This is a genomic window from Nostoc sp. DSM 114159, assembly GCF_053470285.1.
The window spans coordinates 1,039,359-1,060,435 of sequence record NZ_JBPFEH010000001.1 but is presented as its reverse complement, the minus strand read 5'-3'; the positions used below and the strand labels follow the sequence as shown (position 1 = coordinate 1,060,435).

Sequence of the window (21,077 nt, the reverse complement as noted above, 5' to 3'; positions counted from 1 at the left end):
TTACCTCCTTCTGGCACGTCGCTGCAAGTATTCATTCAAACTCATCACAGATGGTGCTGGACGGGGCTTTGGTCGAGGCGGAGGTGGTGCTGGGGCTGCGGCGCTGCGAATTTCTAGCCGACCAATTGTGACTTGAATAGGAGGTGGTGTGTCCAAATCTACCGAGGATCGCTTTTGGACTTTTTTGTTACTAGCTGCGATAACTGACAAATTTTTCACAGTTAGGTCATTGATAGTCCCAGATAGCGGTCTGAAATCAGATTCCTCTAGTTGCCTAAAGTACGAAGACCCTACCCCATCTTTGCCTCTATCCGCAGACATAGATACGTTGGGGGATGCGTTCTGGGGTAATATTAAGTTTTCAACTGGGCTGGTCAATATATCTTGATTACGATTAATTTGCTGGCGTTGTATATTTACGGGATGATGGGTGTGATTAACGTTTATCTCTCCCCCAACTTGCCCTAATTCATCCCACTGTTCGACAACGCCAATTTTCTGGATATCAATATGTTGGCGCTTTTTAAATCTATCCGCAGACATAGATAAATTAGGGGATGGGTTCTGAGGTAATATTAAGTTTTCAACTGGGCTGGTCAATATATCTTGATTACGATTAATTTGCTGGCGTTGCATATTTGCGGGATGATCCACGTAATTAACGTTCATGTCTTCCCCAACTTGCCCTAATTCATCCCACTGTTCGACAACGCCAATTTTCTGGATAGCAATATGTTTGCGATCGCTCTTATTATAGTTTTGTAAGCCGACTTCCTGAGCAGAAGCTTTTTCTCTACGGAAATCAGACAAGTGAGAGTCAGAAAAGTTGACTTGTGATTGTATGTCAATCCCTGGGGTTGAAGGATGTAAAGCAGGAGTTGGTATTATATTTGAATTAATAGCAGTTAGCTGAGTTATCAGTTGTGAAGCGACAGATGATGATAAATTATTTACGAATGGTGCAGTAGAACTGTTTGCCTCAAGCGAACATAGTTTAGCAGAAGCATCTGCGACAAATGGGTGTATTGATGAAACATTTTTGTGGACAAACCTCTGCTGATTTTCTGGCACATTAGACGTAAGTTTTTCCTGGGGTTCGGCAATTGTTTCTATAGCAATTGTATGTGTTAAGCTCTGTTTGTGTGAATTCGCTAACGTACTATCAATAGTAGATGCGTTAGCGGAGCTTACCTTACCCCTACGGGGAAGCAAGCTAGGCGTAGTGTCTCGTAGAGAAGGTATCGCTTCATGTTCTACTTGTGGTTGAATTACAGGACTTAAGGCGGAAATGCTAGTGTCCATAGTTGGCACAGGTGTTAAAGATAGTACCCGCTCACTTGCAGATGTGTAGGCGTTGGCGTAGTCTCTCCAAGAGTTACCCGTTGTAGACATCGCCACAGGTTCTTCTAAAAACTGGTTGGAATGTAGTTGTGGATTAATGAGCTTTTTTACTTGCAAAGATAAAACATTTTCATTCCCAATTATTTGCGGTAATTGCTGTTGTACTAATTCACTTGCAGACTGTTTTTGGTGTTGAATTACATGACTGAAGTTGGGAGTACTAGTTTCTAGCGTCAACCCAGGTGTTAATGATTTTTGATTTGTGGGCAATATTTGATTAGCAACAGGTGCGCTGTCTACAGATTTTTCTGGAATAGATGACTGTAAACTTATCAGCTTTTGCACTTGAGTAGATGAAACATTTCCACTTCTTTGTAGCGATTGCGTTGATAACAATTCAGTTACAGCTTTTTTCTGGTGTTGAATTACAGAACTTGAGGCGGGAGTGCTAGTTTCCGCTGCTAGCATAGGTGTTAAAGGCAAAACTTGAGAAATAGCAGGTGCATAAGCGTTGGTGTCGCCTCTCCAAGAGTTTCCCGTTGTAGACATCGCTGTTGATTTTGATTGAAGTTGAGGAGGAAAGTCCTCAGAACTTTCGACCTGTGGTAACTGAGAATGGGTAAAGACTGGATTAATTTCTGTAGGTTGCTTATGTAAGTTTTCAGTTGCAGATTTTCCCTGTTGTAGAACGCTAGGAATTGATAGAATAGTGCTGGCTTCTGCTTGTATTTGCGGGAGAGATCGCTTCAAAGACAATAGCTTTGGTAAGAAATTAGGAGAAACTTCTTGATTAATTTCAATTGATTGGTTATTTAATGATTGAGTTGTAAGCGCACCTGATTTTTTACCAAATAACTTTGAGACAGGAGTATTATTTTCCTTTGCGATCGCAGTCCTTGAAATTGCGGGATTTAGATTTTGTAAAGAAAATATTTTTTCTTGAGCAGTAAAGGAAAACATTACTGTCTTTGTTGGGTTTTCGGAGAAATATGTTTGCAAATCTGACTTTAAAGGTGATTGCAAAGATAAACCCAGACGATTGATTGTAATTAGTTGCTGGGGGAAAGATTTAAGTGGAATCTGCCTCTGTTCAAAGATGGGGTTAGAGAGAGAAGTATTTGATTCTGTGTTGTGTACAGAAACGAGATGATTCGATAGGGAAGTCTTTGTTTGTGGCACAAGTGCAGACTTCAATAGCTCTGTGTTAGAATTAGGTACTATTTGATTTGTAGTCGATGAAAATCTTTCTAATTCTACAAAACGTTGAGTTATCAATCGTTCCCAGTTTACTATATTTGAAGTTTGGACAGAAGAAACAACAGGATTAATTTTACTTACTTGTTTCTGTGATAATTGAGCAGTAGCAAAAGTTGGTGGAGTACTACTTTTTTTTTGCTCTGGGTTTGAAGTCAATTGCTGATTATCAGTACTGATTTGAGTCAGAACTGAATTTGAAAAATTCCAATTGGAGGATAATTCTAAGTCAGGCTTTTGTGTCAAATTAGGAATTGACTTTAGTATTGGTTGGGAAAATTGAACAGGTATTGAAGTTAAATTAGTTAACAGGGGGTTAGTTATCTCTTCAGATATTTGCCCTATTGTTGCAGGCGTTAGCGTTCGCGGAGCGTCTCGTAGAGAAGCTCGCCGCAGGCATCGCTTCTCCAACAACTGCACAATGTTAAAATTGGGAAATTTTTCCGCTTCTGATGTTGTTTCTAACTCAGTTGAGTCTGTGGTAATCGATGACTCCCAGTCAAGGGTAGGCTCTGGTAACGGTTCAAAGACTGATAAGACAAGAGGCTGAACTGTATCGATTAAGTTAAAGCTTTTAGCTACCAAATGAAAGAGATAATTGCTCATCAGTCCGTCACCATCTCTAAGTACAATTGTCGCCGTCTGGGACTCATCGCCAAAATATCAGCTTCACGCCAACTGTAAGCGGCAGCCAAAGTATGTACCTCTCGCAACACTCGAAATCCCCAAGCGTTAATCTCAGCCCAGAAGAACGACACAATGTCAAATAACGATCGCCATTGGTGGTTGCAAGCGGAACAGGAAATATCAATTGGCACATTTGCTTGAGGATCGGCTTCAGCCATTTGGGTAATAATTGCATCTCTGGCATGAGATGGTAATTGCTGGAACGGCAGATATTCACCGTCACACACTGCTTGCAAAATACAGCGTTCTAATAAAATCTCTTGAGCAATCTCTGGCTGTTTGTGTTCAGCGATCGCTATCATATCTAAACTGTTTGGTAGACGAAAACTCACCTGATAATCACCAAGCTCAAGACAATATTTCTCAACTGGGTCAAGTGACAGTGACGCTATACGCATATCTGCAATATCAAAATTGAGTTCCAAGACTTCACCACAGCTTGGACAGGTGACTTGACTAACCAGTTGTGAACCAAATGTCCACTCCCGCAATGTCAGCAGCATAGCATCACGCTGACCGAGGCTGAGTTGAGTCAGCATATCTATGGAGGTTTCAGGACAAGCACTAGCTAGTAGCTTGATTGCTTTAGACCAAGATGGCTGATTAAGTCCCCACTCCCAGATATTTAACAGTTCCGAGGCTGATAGCGATCGCATATAGGAGTCCCGTAGTTAATTTCCTACTGGTTGAACAATTAAATCTTGATTAACTAAGCCGAGTTAATCATCAAGCACGTTCCCAACCTTCGTTCTCTATTTTTATGTACTCGATAGCGACAGCATTAGCACTAGCATCCAAGTCTGGTAAAGCTTGATATTCCGAAACCCAGCAACCAAAAACGTTATATGAAGTCGCTTTCTGACCAGCTTCATCACGAACCTCAATAGTGATATCTTTACGAAAATCTGCCAGAGACACTTCTGGACTACCACCAAGCGCCCAGACTTTGTTTGCCCATTGTTCAAAATCAGGATCTTTGCTAACACCTCGTTCTAAGGTGATGGCATCGTACTTGCTTTGTCCCGGAGACTTATAGACAGTGCTAGGGTCGCCACCTGTACGGTGTTCTATGACCTCAGTGGTTCGCTTCAGACCACTGACTTTACTTACCCCAGCCACATCCTTACCAGCGAATTTCACAACAAACTTAAAGTTTTTGTAGAGGTCTAAACGTTTACCTGAAATAGAAGGCATATATTTCTCCTTAAACTGCTATTTGTCCGGCTATTTGCTGAATCTTGAGAACGACAAATTCAGCAGGTTTGAGAGGAGCAAAACCAACAATGATATTGACAATTCCTAAGTTAATATCATTTTGGATTGTTGTTTCTTTATCACACTTCACAAAGTAAGCATCTTCCGGCTTACGACCTTGAAAGGCTCCTTGAAGGAAGAGAGTGTGCATAAAAGCTCCAAGATTCAAGCGAATTTGCGCCCACAACGGCTCGTCATTTGGCTCAAAGACAACCCATTGCGTACCGCGATAAAGACTTTCTTCCAAGAAAAGTGCGAAACGGCGAACCGGAATATACTTCCATTCATCCGTCAGACGGTCATCTCCGTTGCGCGTCCGCGATCCCCAAATCACACGACCATAAGCTGGTAGAGTTCGTAAACAATTAATTCCCAAAGGATTCAATTCCCCATTGTCTGGATCTGTTAGAGGTACACTCAATTGTGGTACACCTGTCAATGTTGCTTCTGTACCTGCTGGAGCCTTCCACACACCGCGTTGAACATCAGTTCGAGCAAATACACCCGCGATCGCACCACAAGGAACAAATTCTTCTATTTGATTTTCCCGTAAAGGATTTGGTTGCTTGATTCGAGGAAAGAAAACAGCAGCATAACTAGTTGGTTCACCAAGATCGTTCTGAATACCAGCTTTGGCCTTATCCTTATTAGTCCAAGTACTGGGCGGATCGATGATGAAAAACGCGCGACGCTCTTTACAAAATTCTGCTGCTCGATCGACTAAAGAGTCATAATCTATATTGCCATCATTTTTATAAGGCGGAATACAAAGCATATTAAACAGGTCGGCTTTATTTAAAGCGTAAAGACCCTGTTTATTTGCTTCCTTATTTGACCCTGTGAAGTCGTTCACATCTAGATAGTCACCATCCGCACCGCTGTTTGGTTCCGCTTTGGTATTTGTATCGTTATCACCCCACAATTTTTTATCAGGTGTTGGATCGGCATGAGCAGATGGTCTTTCTGTTGGCAGAGATTCATCTCTAAATCGAACTAAATAAGACTCATTCAATAAGACTTTATCTACTTGTCTGGGATGATTTGGTAGCACCGACACATTGCGAAATATTTCTAGTTGTCCTGTCTTTTGATCCAGAACTGTAATGTTGAATAGTTTTTCTGACTCTGCGTCACCTCTTACTTTAATATCTATATCTATCCGCACTTTTAAAGCATTTCCCCAACTGCCTTCATTTGCTGCTTCTAAGTTGAGACCATTAACATTTAGTTGTGCCTTCTTAGCAGTGGCTTCAGTTTCCCCTGGAGTTTGACCTTCCGGTGGAGCTTGCCCTTCTGCTTGTTTCAGCTTAGAGTGAGTGAGTCGGACAATAATTGCTTGGCTACCACCGTTGAGGTAAAAATCTCGTACAGCATAGCCAAGGGTACTATTCAGCCACAATTCGCCAAAAATGCGTTCAAAGTCGCCATAACTGTTAATAGTAATCGGCTCGTCTACAGGGCCTCGTAAGGCGCGACCAATAAAGGCAGTAATAGAGGTAGATACGCCTGTAATCGTGCGTACTCCACTCGGAATTTCTTCTACGTAAACGCCTGGATAAGTTGGTTGTATGGGCATTGTTCGTTCTCTGATTAAGAATTAAAACCTACAAATTGACAAAATAGTCAACTTTTAAATAAAAAAATTAAGATAGATTGTAAATTTTAATATCAGTAATAAGTTATTTGAGCAAGTAAGCCAAATTCGTATTTAGATATAACATTGCAGCGAATTACTTTTAATATTAGTTGTCTCATCGGCTCTGAAACTCATAAAACTCATCCCCTAACTCATAGTAAAACTCATGAAAAATAACATTTTTAAATAGGAATGTTACTAAAATAACTTGTAACTAAGTACCTTGACTCTCAACAATTGCATAGGGTCAGAAATAGAAGTGAGTTCTAAACCAAAAGCTTGAGCTTTTTTCTTCAGGTTATTAAGTAGGCGCTCTCAATACTGTTACTCATAAAAATTTGTTTACTTTCTAAAAACTTCTTGTCACTCTTTAGGAACAGACCAGAGTTTGATGGTTTTGTCGGCACCGCTGCTGGCTATCATGTTTCCATACGGTCTGAAAACTACTGACCGCACGCCTCGCTGATGCCCGATCAAATTCTCTAAGAGTTTGCCTTCAGGCAACCCCCATAACTTGATAGTGCTGTCATTGCTACTACTAGCTAATCTCTTGCCATCGGGACTGAAAGCCACTGACCACACAACTCCTTCATGTCCAATTAGGGAGTGCAACAATTTACCAGTGGGCATTTGCCAGAGTTTGACTGTCCTATCAGCACTGCCACTCGCGATCTGCCGTCCATCAGGGCTAAAAGCCACTGAGCGCACGGCTTGTGAATGAGCATTCAAGCTTTTTAGAACAGCACCATCCATGAGCCGCCAAATTTTGACTGTACCACCCTCATTGCCACTAGCTAAGGTCTGCCCATCTGGACTAAAAGCAACAGTTCTTACCCACAATCCATCCGATAACTGATGAACTTGTACGCCAGTCTGCACGTTCCAAATGCGGATGGTTGTGTCAGCACTAGCACTAGCTAACCACTTTCCGTTGGGGCTGATGGCAACGGCTTCTACATCATCTGTATGGCCATCTAAGGTACGAAGCAGTTGCCCCGTCTCTAAATTCCAGAGTTTAATCCGGTTATCCCAACTACCACTAGCGAGCAGCTTACTGTCTGGACTGATGGCAAGGCTTACCACTGCATCGCCGTGTCCTTCTAAAGTATGGAGTAAGGTGTTAGTAGGCAGATCCCAAATTTTAATTTTTTTATCGTAACTGCCACTGGCGAGGAAGCGTCCATCAGGGCTAATTGCAAGAGCGTAAACCCAAGTTGAATTTCCTTGGATAGAACGTAAGGGTTGAGTGGCTGCAACAGAGCTAGTAGCAACACTAGCGTTTCGGAAGTGGAAGAATAGGCTAGCACAACTGCTACTACCAACCAAAATCGTTAGGGTACTGATTGCCAATGCTGCTGAAGATTTCCAGGTAATTTTTTTCGATCTCATAACAGGACATTCCTTGTGCGAGTGGGAGAATAATCTAACTTGCACCCACTGCGTAACGGTGTCGGAGACTAGCGGTACTATAGAGTAATTTTGTCTGGAATTTGAGATGAGAACGCTTTTCCTTTCGCTTTTTGTTGTTTATTCCGATGTTCAATCCAACGTCGCATCAGAAATAAAAAGGTTGTCATGACAATCCCTACTAGCGCAATCGGGGTTAAATAGCTCCAATGCTCTGACATTTTGTCCCAAATGTGCCAAGTGAGCAGGAACATAGCTAAGTAAGTCAGGGTATGTAATCGCTTCCAATTTTTTTTCAGTCTTTTGACACTTCAGTCATTAGAAGTAATTGCCAATAGGGTAAAAATTATGAAGGTAGATATACCTTGGATATAAATCAAATAGGTATTGGGATCTAAAAAATCAAGGTCTCTCTTTTTCATTAAGAGGAAAGCGTGAAGCAAAGCCAAGCAGAAAGCCAGAATACCGATAAGTCGTCGATATTTTAACAGCCATTTGGGAAGCTTCGCTTGTTTAGTTTGAGGAAAAATTATTCTGAGATTCGTGGGCATTAAGGTAAGAATATAAGCTCCTAAAGCTAGAAATCCCAGGCTGTTTTCTAAGGGTGCTGTATCGATTGCTGCCATGACTAATCCTCGTTAATTTTTCAAGAAAAGCCACTTTTTTAGAAGTGAAATATTTCCTACACCCAAAGGAGCGAACCAGGTCAAAGCTTGCAGCGTCAGACTGGTATATTTATCTAACTCCACTTCTTAAACCTTTCAGTGATAAAGTTTCTAAATTTTACATAGCCTCTTCAGTAAATTCTTGCTTGATTTTATCTATAGCTTTATTCATTTCTTTTGTATGAATCCAACCTACGTAGCCTCCAAATATTATCTTGTTATTGTCATCTGCTAAGAATATGTGTTTTACCTGTACTGGATTTATAAAAATTTTAACTACCGTTTTATCTTTCAGTATAAAAAAAGGTGTTGCTCTTTGAAAATTTCTACTATGAGCCATAGTCATACCAGCTACATTCACCAACATTTCAACAACCTTTTGGGCTGTTTGAGAAATACTTTAAGCAATTTCCGCTTCAGTATTCCATTCTTTTAAATAATCAATTGCTTTTTGAGATAAGCGGAAACCTTCTTCAAATACACCAAGTGAATTAAACATTTAAGATTCTCCTGTTTTACTTATTTAAAAAAGCTAAATTCGTATTAGATATAACATTGCAGTGAATTACTTTTAATATTAGTTATCTTATAGACTCTGAAACTCATAAAACTCATTCCATAACTCATAGTAAAACTCATGAGAAATAACATCCCAAAGAGGAATGGTACTAAAATAACTTGTAACTAAGCACCTGTATTCTCAACAATTGCGTAGGGTCAGAAATAGGAGTGAGTTCTAAACCAAAGGCTTGAGCTTTTTTCTTTAGGTTATTAAGTAGAGGCTCTCAATACTGTTACTCATAAATCAATACTTCAATTAAGCCTAAAAGTCAGGTAAAGTAAAGTATTATTCCCAAGCATGAAAATTAACTGTGGTACATCTCAAGGATTTATCACTATTATGTCCAACGATACAAAATAGCGATTTTGTTTACTATTTTTGCAAATGCGGGTTAATGCACATCTTGGACATTCCATAGCGATCGCACTAGTTCATATTTTTATTCTGCAACACCAAATGCTGCTCTTTTTTCGTAAAAAATCGCCGATACAATTCACAACTTGCGATCGCTTCAGATCCAGAAAGTTTAATCAACCCCATACTGCTTAACTTGTGAGTAAAGATGGGATCTAAGAGAATAGCTTCATTGGCATTCAGAACGTTATCAAAAGCTTGTGCTAACTCAGGCTGTTTTTGCAAGGTTGCCCAATGACGCTGCAAGTGATAAGAATAAATGTTGCTAGCAGTGGGAGCAGTTTCTAGTAGTTGCGGCAGAGTTACCTCGTTTCGACTCAGATGATAGAGAGCTAAATTTACTAGTGCCGGATGTCCCCCGATCATTGCCATTAATTGTCTAGCTTCTTCTCCATCTGTCCAATTGAGTCCATAGCGTTGGGCTAACTGCTGTACCTCTTCTTGGCTAAAGCTGTCTAACTGAATCGGTAACCCTATATTGAAAGGAGACTGATTAAGTTCAAGAGGAACATAAATATCTGTTGAGTGAACCACGAGTAGACGAAGCTTTTGCCAAATGGGCAGTCTTTTCGCTTCTTCGTACCAAGAACGCAACAGAGGTAGAAAATCCTTCGCTACTTGGGGATGCTCGAAAATATGGTTTACTTCATCCAACGCCAAGATCACAGGAGTATTAATTGACTCTAGTAGATATTCTTGAAAGTAGACGGTGCAGCTAACTTTACTTCCCAAATCTTCATCCCAATACTTGTCTAACATTGGTTGAAGCTGAAGCTGGCGGGCGATATTGGCACACAACCAGCGCAAAAGTTGATTCAAGTCGCTTAGAATTGTCTGCTCGACTTGTTCTAGATTCAAGCTGATAGTGCAGTAACCCTGGTACTTTGCATAGTCAAGAATCCTCAGCAGCAGTGAAGTTTTGCCCATTTCTCTGGGAGCTTTGATCCTGATTAACGCTCCTGGTTTCTTAATTTCTTGATAGATTTGCTCCTCAAGGTAAGAACGTTTGAGGTAAAAGGGAGAGGCGAGAGGAACTGAGCCGCTGGGGTAGCAAGGTAACGTATCCTGATTAACTGTGGGGGGAAATAGCGTCAGGTCTTGTTTCAAAAGTTTTGTATTTGGAGCTGCTTCAACGATGGCATAAGACTCCAGCAGCACCTGACAGTTTTTCTTGGTCACGCGCTGGCCAATGGCCTCGGAGAGTCGCCCAAACAATTCTGGGGCAACAACATTGGTAAAGTAACCAGGACTATAACCTGCCTCTATAGCTATTTGGTTATAAGTTTTATACTGCCAAATCCCACGCAAAACCAGATTTTCTGTGGAATTAAGGGGGCGATTGTGGCTCTCAATTAGCAGGCGATCGACAATCTCAAACAGACTATCAAGGTTCATAGAGATTACAGACAAATGCTACTAATAAAGATAACAGTAAAGACAACAGGAGTTACGCAAGTAACACAATATCTGCCATTTATTAGTACAATAGTATTATTTAGACAAATTAAATTATCCAGAAGGATAGACCTCTTCTTTCACTTTCCAGATTAAACAAAAGTTTCGTAAATCAAACAAAAATAGATTCATAAATACGGTTCTGAACTCTCAATTTTCCCTGTTGCTTGACTACTAGCCCTGACAAAAGCAATTCTCTTTCCTCTGAACTATCAACTGCAATAATCTCTCCTTGATGCAAAATTTGACGGTAGAGTTCTAGTAGCCGAACGGATTGTTTACTTTTGAGAAGGCGATCGCGGATGGTTCTAAAATGCTCTGGTTCATCCTGTGATTCCCAATTCTCTATTACCTGAGTTTGCACCAAATTTTCAATCCATTCGGTTTCTCTATTGATAGGGATAGGAGATAAAGAATTGCGGATAAATTTACAGAGCTTTTGAGTCAAAAATGGCTGGCCATTAGTCCAGGCTAACACTTCTTTTAAAACTGTTTGAGGATTGCTCACTTTCTCGGTCAATCCTTGAAGTAGAGGTTGCGCTTCATGCTCTTTAAACCCTGACAATTGAATGGTCTGACCGATGTTAAACGGCGTTCTTTGGTGGTCAGTAATTAAGTCACCAGGGGTAGCTACTCCAAAAAGAGCAAAGGTTAAACGTCGATACTCTGGATTAATGCTACGCTGATTATAGCAAGATCGAATTAGCGCAAAAAAGTCATTAACTGGGAATTTTAAACTTAGGAAAGTATCAATTTCATCAATAAAAATTATCAGGTTTTTAGAGATAGTGTCATCATTTTGAGCAACTTCAACTAGCAGAACTTCTTCAATAAATTGACTCAACCTCTGAACCGGAGAAATATCTCCTTGCTCTTGCCACCAAGTTTTTAGATTAACCTTTCTTAACAAACCAAAACTTCGCCATAGCTCTACTGTTAAGCCTTTGTACCATTGGTCAGGCGTGACGTTTTCGCTACCAATCCGGGTCAAATCGATCGCCCCGCAGCTAAATCCCTCATGCTGGAGATGGTGTATCATACGTACCATCAGGCTTGACTTCCCCATCTGGCGAGGATTGAGAATGTAACAAAACTCCCCGCGCTTCAACGCCTTGTAGAGATAACGGTCTGCTGAACGTACAACATAAGTAGGAGCATCCATCGGCAAACTTCCTCCCACTTGATAGTCAAAAGTGGAGGGTTGTTCAGCACTCTTGAGTAACTCGTTTTCAAACAGCAGTTCGGCTTGGGTGGCTTTGAGAATTTCTAGGGTTTGTGAGAGTTCTTGAGTGCGTTCTGCTACTCTCAGCTCTAGATTTCGGTTATAATCTTCTAACTGTCCGTAGAGACGGGCATTTTCAATGGAGATAGCAGCTTGAGCCGAAAGAATTTTTAAAACCTCAATGCGATCGCTAGTAAATGCATCTGTGGTTAAATTGTTTTCTAGATATAAAATACCGCTTAGTTTGCCTTGATTTAACAAAGGAGTACAGAGAATCGATTTTGGTTGAGTGGCAACGATATAGGGATCGCGGATAAACTGTTCTTCTTCGGCAGCGTTATTAAGAACTACATTTTTCTGAGTACGCGCAACATAGTTAACGATCGCAACTGGTAGGATAGGTGTCTGGCGATCGCCATCTACAGAGTCAATGGGAAGCGATCGGAGTAAAGTAACGTCATCAGAATCTACTGTACTTTCAGCTGCGATCGCCCATTTACGATCTTTTTTCAGTATCAGAAAGCCTTTTTGGGCACCGCCATTTTCAATTACAGTTTTCATTAACTTAGCCAGCAGTTGGTCTAGTTTTATTTCGCTAGCTAATACTTGAGAGGCTTTGGTAACTGTCATCAGATCGAGTACTTGGGGATTTGTACCACCAGTAGATTCAGTTGTATTAATGCTTTGGTTTTCTTTTCGGTTGTTTATATCCATTAGAAACTGTGGGTACTCCGATTCTAAAGCTTGAACTTTGGCTTTTGCACCCCAGCGAGCATAACAGTGATAGGCATTTCTGAGATATAACTGACCAATTTCTTCCCGTCCCAGGTATAAATAAAATTCTGCTGCTCGTTCATAAGCTAATGCTTCTTCTTGGATAAATTCATATTTTTTAGCACCTTGAATAGCTCGTTCATAAAGGTCTTCTGCTTGCCAATGTTGTCTCAGAACTCGCGCTTTTTCAGCAGCCACTAAATCATATTTATGTTGAAAATTTGCTATACAGTGGTTAGCCCATATTTTCATATTCTCCTGATTTTTTTCTACTTGCTCAATTAATTCTTTTTGTTCCTTTAGATCACAATTGTTATAATGAGCAAGATAAGAAAGAGACGAATAAAAATTATACTGTGGAGCGGTTAAAAATGAGCTAGAACTTTTTAGATATTTTTCTGCCTTAATCCCGTTAATATAAGCATGAATATAATCTTTAAAAAAATAAAATCTAACTGTTTTAGCAAAATATACAAGAAATATTAACCATTCATTATTAATTTTTTTCCAACTTTTTAAATATTCTTCTTCTTCCTCTATAGAATTACCAATAATCAAGACATTGTCGTTATTTCTTTTTAATAAATTTATTACTATTTTATGAAGTATTTCTATGCAATATATAGAAAATTGTTGTCTTAAGTTTTTGATAAATCGAGAATATTTTTGGTAATCTCCATCAACCTCTTCCAAACTGTGACCACAGCAAAACTTTATCAAGCAATAATCTATAGCTGCATAAGTAGCAAACTCATTTTGTCCTGTATTTATACCTATTGTAAACGCATGTATTAATTTGTTTAGTGCTACTAGATTCATAATATGCTCTTTCCAGTGCCAGATAAATCCATGATATATCTGTACAACAAAAGCTTCTAATCTAGGAATATTAAATTTATTTAGTAGGTTAAGAGCTAATTTACCAAACTCATATCCATGATTAACATCTCCTTTTATGCTACACAGATGCATTCCATAATTACCATATATATAAGCTGCATGAGGTGGATTACCATATTTCATACAAAGATTAAGTTGGGTTAATGTTACCTCAACAGATAAGGGAACATTTGTTATATTTGTAGCTGTAATCATCTGCTGTAGTATTAGCATCACTGCTATTTGAGTCTGGTCGGTCATCACAGGTAAGTTAGCTAGATCCTCAATTTTTTTATCTTTTAAAAAGGATTGGATCAAGTTTTGTTGTTGAGCTATTTTCTTTTCTATATCTATAGATTCCCGAGAGATATTTATCCCAAATCCTAGTAAAGCTTTCAAAGCAGTATCTATTGCCTTGTTGGGTTTAAATGTCGTGAAGTAGTATAAGATTTTTAACTGATTAACATTAGCTTGCTCTAGGAGTTCTTTCGATTGTTTGATAATCGTTTCAGATAGCTCTTCAAATTGCTCAAATTTATTATTTAAGTAAAGCAGTTCTAAGGTTTCTATATACAATTCCCATGTCAATTGATAATGATAATCCCAGCTATTTGAACCTAAAAGTCCTAATCCAATTTCTAAATATTTAAGAGAAGCTTCATAAGCAGTGGATGCTTTAGATTTTTTACCAGCTTTAAGATTCAATTTTGCTAACTCATCTCTTTCTAATTGTTCAGTGAGTAATTCTGCTCCTTCGTTCATTTGATTCACAATACTAAAAATGTTTTCTTCTAACTGATATTCTTGAGTATTATTCAGTAGTAGACGACCAATTTGCAGATGAACTGCTTTTTTATCTTCTTCTGGAATTAGAATATAAGCGGCTTGCTGAACTCGGTCATGTAAAAATTTATAAGGAATAGATTTGGGATATTTGGGAATGAAAACAGAGGATATTTCAGATGTATCACTTGACATTTCCTCTTGACTCCATAGCAAAGGGAGTTTATAGTCATTACTTAAGGGAAAAATCAATCCTTCTTTAAGTGCTTGCTGTAGTTCTTGAGAAGTAACTGTTTGGGATTTTCTATTAACAACAGAAAGAATTTCTAGATTAAATTGGTTTCCTATACACGCAGCTAATTTTAAAACATTCTGGGTGGCTTCATCTAGTTTTTCAATCTTCTTAGTCATTAACTCAACTACATTATCAGTTATCTCTACTCTTTGAATTTGTTCAATATCCCACTGCCAAATACCCCTTTTACTTTCTTCTTTGGTACGGAAAATGTGAGAATTATTAAATACCAGTAGCTTTTCTTTGTACAATGTTTCTAGTAATTGAGTTAGGAAAAAAGAATTACCACCAGTTTTTTTATTCATTAACTCTGCTAAAAGTTTTACATCTTCTATTGAGGAATTTAGGGTATCAGCAATTAACTGGTTAATATCGTTGATTCCTAAAGATGGAAGCATGATTTGATGAACTGTTGCTTCTGCTTTTTTAATTTGCTCTAACGTTTGTGTTAAAGGATGAGTAAGACTAACTTCATTACTTCGATATGCCCCTATTATTAATAAATATTTGCTGTCAACATTGGTTATTAATCGCTCAATTAAATTTAAAGATGATAAATCTGCCCATTGTAAATCGTCAAGAAAGATAACTAAGGGATGTTCTTTTTGGCTAAAAATGCTAATAAATATTTCAAAGAAGAAGTTAAAACGATTTTGAGCTTCACTTGCTGCTAGTTGTTCAATAGGTGGCTGTTTACCGATAATTTTTTCCAAATCAGGAATTACATCAATAATAATTTGACCATTATTTACCAAAGCTGCTAAAATCTTTTGTTTCCATGTTTGTAGTTTTCTTTCATGTTCACTTAGGAGTTGACGTATTAAGTCACTAAAAGCCTGCGTAATTGCTGCGTAGGGAATATCTCGCTTCAACTGGTCAAATTTGCCATGAATGAAATATCCTCGTTGGTGTGTAATGGGTTTGTGAATTTCATTGATTAAAGCAGATTTGCCAATGCCTGAGTAACCAGAAACTAGTATTATTTCATTAGTACCTTGACTGACTCGCTCAAAGGTGGTTAAGAGTTGAGTGATTTCCTGTTCACGACCATAGAGTTTTTGGGGAATATGAAACTTCTCAGAAATATCTTGGCTTCCTAAAGAAAACTGAGAAATTTGCCCCAGAGTCTTTAATTGCTGAAGACAGGTTTCTAAATCTGCTTTGATTCCCCAAGCACTTTTGTATCGTTCTTCTGGGGTTTTAGCTAATAACTTGATGACGATATTAGATATTGCTAAGGGAATAGAGGAGATTAGTTCATGAGGTGGTTTAGGATGTTGTGCAATATGACAATGGACTAATTCCATCGGGTCAGTAGTTACAAAGGGGAGTTTATGCGTCAAGACTTCATAGAAAGTAACACCAAGAGAATAAAAATCACTGCGGTAATCTATTCCTCGGTTCATTCTACCAGTTTGCTCTGGAGCAATATAAGCTAAGGTTCCTTCTAATTGATTGATGTTGTAAATCGTCTGATTTTCTTGGGATAAACGGCTAGAAATTCCAAAGTCAATAATTTTGAGTTTTCTAGTTTCTCGGTTATAGACAATGTTGGCAGGGTTAATGTCTTTGTGTATGATACTAGCCGTGTGAATGGCTGCTAAACTTTTAGTAATCTTGATGGCAATGGTGAGAAACTCTTCTAAGCTAAATTGATACTTGGATATTAACAGGTTTAAAGATTGACCTCCAAAGTCTTCTAATAGCATTACTAAACTATTTTTATATCGCTGTAAATCGTAAGCCTTGATAATCCCATCTTCGTTTAAGGAACGAGTAATTTCATATTCTTGTTTATATCGGGTTAGTTCGGAATTAACAGGGTAATCTTCTTTGAGGATTTTCAAAATAATAGGTTTGTTATTGGGTTTAATAATGCCTCGATAAACTAAAGAATTAGCACTTTCATATATTTTTTCAATTGGGTGGTAGTTTATTGTAGTAACCATAATCTCTATCAAAAATATTTGTGATTTAATTAAGTGGGAGTATCATATCTTTGTAAATATAGTAGTTCAATGTCAACTACAGCGGATTTCGCTGTTAGGAGGTACAATAACAACAATAGGTAAACCAGTTTTGAAAGTGTTGAGGAAAGCTGATCTTGCACCTTTGCCTATAAGTCTGGGTTTACTCAAGAGCAATGGAATAAAGCTACAGTCTTTTTCTTTGCTTTTATAGGTAAAACAAGGGTTTTAGGATTGTTATTGTGTGTCAAAACAAGATCAATTTTTCTTGGTGCAAGATGTGAGCGCCCAAGGGGCGCGACTACACGCCCCCAACGAATGAAAGAAACACCATTTCCCTGTTCCCTGTGTTTCTTAGGAGTTATATCGTTTTACAGTGAGGCTGCATAAAATAGGAAATCACTCACATCATGAATACACTCAATTTATTCGGGTATTAAAGTTTTAACATTCTTTGCAAGCTCAATGTAATTTGATATTACGATTTTTCTAACAACAGCTTAGTGGTATATAAGGATAAGGAGGTGAAAAATATTTTACATTTACTAAATACTCTTCTTCGTTCTTTTTTACATAAAAGGGAAATTCTTCATTCTTATCAGGATCGGGATTTTCCTGACTTTCATATGAAACATCATCTATAGCATTAGCCCATTTTTTAATGTTTTCGGGATCTAAATTTTCTTTAGAAGGTATTGGAGGATAGGGAGCAATAACTTTTATGGAACTAGAATTATTGTTTGGATTTACGACCAACTCATTTTGAATACCTTTAAACTCATTCCAAGATACCTCTACTGCATACTTAATAACTATTTCACCCGTACTTAAAATGGGTTGAGAAATTTGGTGGTAGTGTGTTTCTCCGTTTTCTGTTACTTCATAATATGCATGACCTGTCAATAATAAGCTTAAAGCAATTCCTTGCCAAGCATTACTATCAGGATAAATCAAAAACTTTTTTTTCCCATTTTGTGTATCTGTTGGCGTTGTTGATATACTGTGTAGTGGGTAGTAAATATTGAAATTCTCCGACGGTTTGAGATAGTCAGGAGCAGATCCAGAATTAAGAAGAAAAATTTCTCTGGCTATAAGACCATCTAAGATATTAATGTTGGATAACTTCTTGAGATTTTCATTCCATCTACCTTCAGTGAATTGCTTCCACAGTGTATCTTCACCCATTACTGAGTTCTTTGCATCTAAATAAGTCCACCAAGTTTTGGCAATGAGCTGTGATATTTTACGGCTACACAGTAAAATTCGGATTGGGTCATAAAAATTATTTAGCCCAATGATAGCAGGATCGGGACAATCTTTATTAGATGAACTTGAAAATTCATCTTTAACTAAGGAGTCTACAAATCCCTTTGGAAAAATCACTCCAGATGAAGGTAAATAAGAGCCTATATAATCTTCATGCCCTTTTCGCGGATAGTTTTCTAGATTTTTTTTGGTCTCCTCGTCAATTTTATACTTAGAATCAGAAAAGGTCTCCTGATCAAGAGAATTTGTTGCAGCTATAGGTGATGGTCCTCTTTTTAGAGTTAGTATTGTTGTTTCTATATATTTTCCTGGAGTTTTATTAGAAGGTTTAACTAATAGTACCTGATAATAAGTATCTGGTTCATACCACTCTTCTTGTTCGAAGCTTATATTCACGAATTGGAAGAAGGGGCGGATTGAAAAGGGAGTGATTGTCATATTTCATCCTGTTTAGTGTTAACAAACTGTGTAACTTTTCAAACCAAGCTGTAAAAATTGTTAGGATTATCCCAAACAATCTTTTGCACTATTTCTTGAGATAATTGTGCCTCAAGCTCTAGAACTGTTTTCACAATATTCGGCTGATGATCCATGTGAGGGTAATCAGAGCCGAAGATTAAGTTATCAGCACCGATGTATTCGATAATTTGAGGTAAGTAAGGTTCAGTAGGTGCGATCGCAATAAAGCACTGACGGCGAAAATACTCTGAGGGCTTCATTTTGACATTATCTTTAACCTCCCAATATAAATTTTCGTACTCTTCATCTAGTCGCCATAGCCAGTAAGGAAGCCAACCACAACCAGACTCTAAAAAACCTACTTTCAAGCGAGGATGACGCTCTAAGACACCCCCTTCAATCAGGGCTAAAAGTGCCATCATCTGTTCCATCGGATGAGAACAGGCGTGCAGGGCAAAACGAGTATTAAAACGTTTTGCTCCTGTGGTTGCTAACCGACTATGAGTTCCTTCATGAATTCCCACCGCTATACCCATCTCTTCGCATTCTGTCCAAAAAGGCTCGTAAGCAGAGTCGCTCAATAGTCTTCCTTTGATAGGGTTAGGGCGTAAAAACACCGCTTTCCAGCCAAAATCGACAATTCTATGCAATTCATCCACCATTGACTCTGGTGCGTGCAGATTAATTGCTCCTACCCCCTTCAATTTATCTGGAGCGTAACTGCAAAAGTCTTTTAACCAATTGTTATAGGCACGGGTAAAAGCGCCAGCAACTTCCGGTTGCATAGTATCGATCGCCCAAAGCCACAATCCATAAGTTGGATAAAGGAATGCCAGATCGATCCCCATCTGCACCATCTCTTGAACGTGAGACTCGACATTATAGTTTTGAAAATAAGCATTAGGATGAGCTGACATCATCTGCTTATTCCCCTTATCTCGAACTTGTCTAGAGACTTTTTTTACAATGTCTTCCCCTTGAATTTTCATGTCTGCTGAGGGAGCAAACTGTTTAAATTCTGGTTCGAGATATTCAGCCCACATACTGGGAGGTTCAATTACATGGCAATCAGCATCAATAATCGAATATCCGTTTAACATCATCTGCGATCAATCTGGCTCGGAATTGGGAGTTGGTGCGTAACGCTACAAGTCTGATTACTACGCTGAAATTTTTTCGTAACTTCACACAGCTTACAGCTTTTCGTGTCCGTTGCGTAAGCCCTATTTTTATCAAACAATCGGTAAAATAGCCTTCATGGTACTGCTAACAATTTTTAAAGCGCTATTTATCTCTGAGAAAAAATTATTAAGATCCTCAATTTTCCCAGCAGACTTATTCAGACGATTTGTAGCTTGCTCAATCTGGGAACGAAGACTATTAGGATCATTTTTGAGAATCTTATTAAGTTGTTCATCAGAAATCATCCCACTTATATAACTTTCTATTGTTTCCCATTTTCCCCATTCATCTTTTGCTTTTTGTAATTTTGAATCATCAATTATTCCAGATTCAAAAGCATTGTTAGCCTTTTTTTTAGCAGTATTAATTGCTTCAGTTAGAGTTTGACGAATTTTTTCTAAGTTTTGATTATTAGCCATAATTTATCTTTTCTTATTTTTCAAACAGTTAGATTGTTGATTAATATTGAATGTCTTGAAGTAGAGGGGAAACTTTGTCAATATATTTCTTGGTTGCTTTCTTAGCTTGCTTTAACTCTGAGATAGTAATTTCTTGATTCCAGGAATCATTCTGTCTATCAGTGTTTTGAACATTTTGGCTTTCAGAATTGGAGCGATACTTCTGACATACTTGAATTTTTTGGGGTGAAATTTCCTTCTGATTTCCATTGAAAATATATTTCAATTCGCTGTGAAAATCTGCGGTAGAACGAATAGTTGCTATATATGCTGCACCATCTTTTTTACGTTCAATAACTTTGTTAATTTCTGCTCGCTCTTGTTCTTCTAATAAAGTCTGTCGTTCTTGAAGTGTGTTGAAATCTTGTGGATTATCTTTTGAGCCAGATAATCCCGTTAATCGTCGATTCACCTGACCTATATAGAAACCAAAATGTTCATTAATCTGCTCGATTTCTTTATTAAGTAAATAGTTGGTATAGGATGAATTAATAAAATTGGACAGGTTTGCAGAATATTCCTGAATAGCTGGATCTGTGCAGACAATAGCGAGTTTTAAATTACGCCGCCGAAAATCATTAACTAGAAGATTAGTAATAAAGTCAACAATCTGAAACCCTGCTTGACGAGCATTTTCATTAATTTTCTGCCCATTGATGTCAATATTGCCTAAAGTTTCTGAAATCTGCTCGATCTTAGGAGTAAAGCCATTTTCATTGTTTGTCGCTAAATTTCCAACTGCTGCAACATAATTAACTAAAACGTTCCCAGCAATTTCGGTATTTTGTGAATTTTGGCGGTACAATTTATCGCACACATCCAATTGTTTTTGCATATTTTCTCGACTCTCGCTTGTTCCGAGAGCTTCCCAACTTGCAGATCGAGCGCAGGAAGCATAAATATCAGCCGATATTTGCTTGTTGGCATTTGCTAGGTCTTCGGATAAAGTAGCAAATGACTTAGCTGCCTCTAAATCGTCATTTTTGCAACTACTAAGAAGAAAGTAAATAGGAATTAAAGCCAGTATTACTTTAGGTCGCATAATTTTTCAATTGATAAACTACCCCATGATGAATTGGGAATGCATCTTTAAAATGCCGAACCGTATATCAGCAGT

At 38.3% G+C, this 21,077-nt stretch carries 13 protein-coding genes; all 13 read right to left on the bottom strand.

All coding sequences use genetic code 11. From position 1 onward, the window contains the following. The 13 genes from ACR5KR_RS04130 to ACR5KR_RS04070 all read right to left on the bottom strand — a co-directional run bounded on the left by ACR5KR_RS04130 (position 1) and on the right by ACR5KR_RS04070 (position 21,002). Positions 1–3,201, bottom strand: a complete 3,201-nt coding sequence (locus tag ACR5KR_RS04130; protein WP_448265569.1) for a hypothetical protein — start codon at positions 3,199–3,201, stop codon at positions 1–3. Beyond that, positions 3,201–3,938, bottom strand: coding sequence for a T4 family baseplate hub assembly chaperone (locus ACR5KR_RS04125; RefSeq protein ID WP_448265568.1), 738 nt, complete (start codon positions 3,936–3,938; stop codon positions 3,201–3,203). Before ACR5KR_RS04125 ends, ACR5KR_RS04130 begins: the two co-directional genes overlap by 1 nt. Positions 3,939–4,008: 70 nt before the next feature. Next, on the bottom strand, positions 4,009–4,476 hold the full coding sequence (locus ACR5KR_RS04120) for a phage tail protein (RefSeq protein ID WP_334841267.1): 468 nt from the start codon (positions 4,474–4,476) through the stop codon (positions 4,009–4,011). Positions 4,477–4,486: 10 nt separating this feature from the next. Next, positions 4,487–6,112, bottom strand: a complete 1,626-nt coding sequence (locus ACR5KR_RS04115) for a phage tail sheath family protein (protein ID WP_448265567.1) — start codon at positions 6,110–6,112, stop codon at positions 4,487–4,489. Positions 6,113–6,535: 423 nt separating this feature from the next. Next, on the bottom strand, positions 6,536–7,561 hold the full coding sequence (locus ACR5KR_RS04110) for a WD40 repeat domain-containing protein (RefSeq protein ID WP_448265566.1): 1,026 nt from the start codon (positions 7,559–7,561) through the stop codon (positions 6,536–6,538). Positions 7,562–7,890: 329 nt separating this feature from the next. Beyond that, positions 7,891–8,205: a ferric reductase-like transmembrane domain-containing protein gene (locus tag ACR5KR_RS04105; RefSeq protein WP_448265565.1), complete on the bottom strand. Its 315-nt coding sequence runs from the start codon at positions 8,203–8,205 to the stop codon at positions 7,891–7,893. A 157-nt stretch (positions 8,206–8,362) separates the two neighbouring features. Then, on the bottom strand, positions 8,363–8,611 hold the full coding sequence (locus ACR5KR_RS04100) for a hypothetical protein (RefSeq protein ID WP_448265564.1): 249 nt from the start codon (positions 8,609–8,611) through the stop codon (positions 8,363–8,365). Between the two features lie 621 nt (positions 8,612–9,232). Next, entirely contained in the window at positions 9,233–10,615 is a 1,383-nt protein-coding gene (locus tag ACR5KR_RS04095) for an AAA-like domain-containing protein (protein WP_448265563.1), read from the bottom strand. Positions 10,616–10,787: 172 nt separating this feature from the next. After that, the gene (locus tag ACR5KR_RS04090) at positions 10,788–16,577 is read right to left on the bottom strand and encodes an AAA family ATPase (RefSeq protein ID WP_448265562.1); all 5,790 of its coding nucleotides are present in this window, start codon (positions 16,575–16,577) and stop codon (positions 10,788–10,790) included. Positions 16,578–17,084: 507 nt separating this feature from the next. After that, complete coding sequence (locus tag ACR5KR_RS04085; protein WP_448265560.1) at positions 17,085–18,299, bottom strand: hypothetical protein; 1,215 nt, start codon at positions 18,297–18,299, stop codon at positions 17,085–17,087. Positions 18,300–18,337: 38 nt separating this feature from the next. Beyond that, positions 18,338–19,423, bottom strand: a complete 1,086-nt coding sequence (locus tag ACR5KR_RS04080; protein WP_448265559.1) for an amidohydrolase family protein — start codon at positions 19,421–19,423, stop codon at positions 18,338–18,340. Between the two features lie 129 nt (positions 19,424–19,552). Continuing rightward, on the bottom strand, positions 19,553–19,921 hold the full coding sequence (locus ACR5KR_RS04075; protein ID WP_448265558.1) for a hypothetical protein: 369 nt from the start codon (positions 19,919–19,921) through the stop codon (positions 19,553–19,555). 40 nt (positions 19,922–19,961) lie between these two features. After that, the gene (locus ACR5KR_RS04070; protein ID WP_448265556.1) at positions 19,962–21,002 is read right to left on the bottom strand and encodes a hypothetical protein; all 1,041 of its coding nucleotides are present in this window, start codon (positions 21,000–21,002) and stop codon (positions 19,962–19,964) included. Positions 21,003–21,077 lie beyond the last annotated feature (75 nt).

What these genes read in the sequence shown, in the direction of transcription:
- ACR5KR_RS04090 (WP_448265562.1), bottom strand. Translation starts at nt 16,577, where the DNA reads ATGGTTACTACAATAAACTACCACCCAATTGAAAAAATATATGAAAGT.
- ACR5KR_RS04100 (WP_448265564.1), bottom strand. Translation starts at nt 8,611, where the DNA reads ATGTTGGTGAATGTAGCTGGTATGACTATGGCTCATAGTAGAAATTTT.
- ACR5KR_RS04105 (WP_448265565.1), bottom strand. Translation starts at nt 8,205, where the DNA reads ATGGCAGCAATCGATACAGCACCCTTAGAAAACAGCCTGGGATTTCTA.
- ACR5KR_RS04110 (WP_448265566.1), bottom strand. Translation starts at nt 7,561, where the DNA reads ATGAGATCGAAAAAAATTACCTGGAAATCTTCAGCAGCATTGGCAATC.
- ACR5KR_RS04095 (WP_448265563.1), bottom strand. Translation starts at nt 10,615, where the DNA reads ATGAACCTTGATAGTCTGTTTGAGATTGTCGATCGCCTGCTAATTGAG.
- ACR5KR_RS04085 (WP_448265560.1), bottom strand. Translation starts at nt 18,299, where the DNA reads ATGACAATCACTCCCTTTTCAATCCGCCCCTTCTTCCAATTCGTGAAT.
- ACR5KR_RS04115 (WP_448265567.1), bottom strand. Translation starts at nt 6,112, where the DNA reads ATGCCCATACAACCAACTTATCCAGGCGTTTACGTAGAAGAAATTCCG.
- ACR5KR_RS04075 (WP_448265558.1), bottom strand. Translation starts at nt 19,921, where the DNA reads ATGGCTAATAATCAAAACTTAGAAAAAATTCGTCAAACTCTAACTGAA.
- ACR5KR_RS04120 (WP_334841267.1), bottom strand. Translation starts at nt 4,476, where the DNA reads ATGCCTTCTATTTCAGGTAAACGTTTAGACCTCTACAAAAACTTTAAG.
- ACR5KR_RS04130 (WP_448265569.1), bottom strand. Translation starts at nt 3,201, where the DNA reads ATGAGCAATTATCTCTTTCATTTGGTAGCTAAAAGCTTTAACTTAATC.
- ACR5KR_RS04080 (WP_448265559.1), bottom strand. Translation starts at nt 19,423, where the DNA reads ATGATGTTAAACGGATATTCGATTATTGATGCTGATTGCCATGTAATT.
- ACR5KR_RS04125 (WP_448265568.1), bottom strand. Translation starts at nt 3,938, where the DNA reads ATGCGATCGCTATCAGCCTCGGAACTGTTAAATATCTGGGAGTGGGGA.
- ACR5KR_RS04070 (WP_448265556.1), bottom strand. Translation starts at nt 21,002, where the DNA reads ATGCGACCTAAAGTAATACTGGCTTTAATTCCTATTTACTTTCTTCTT.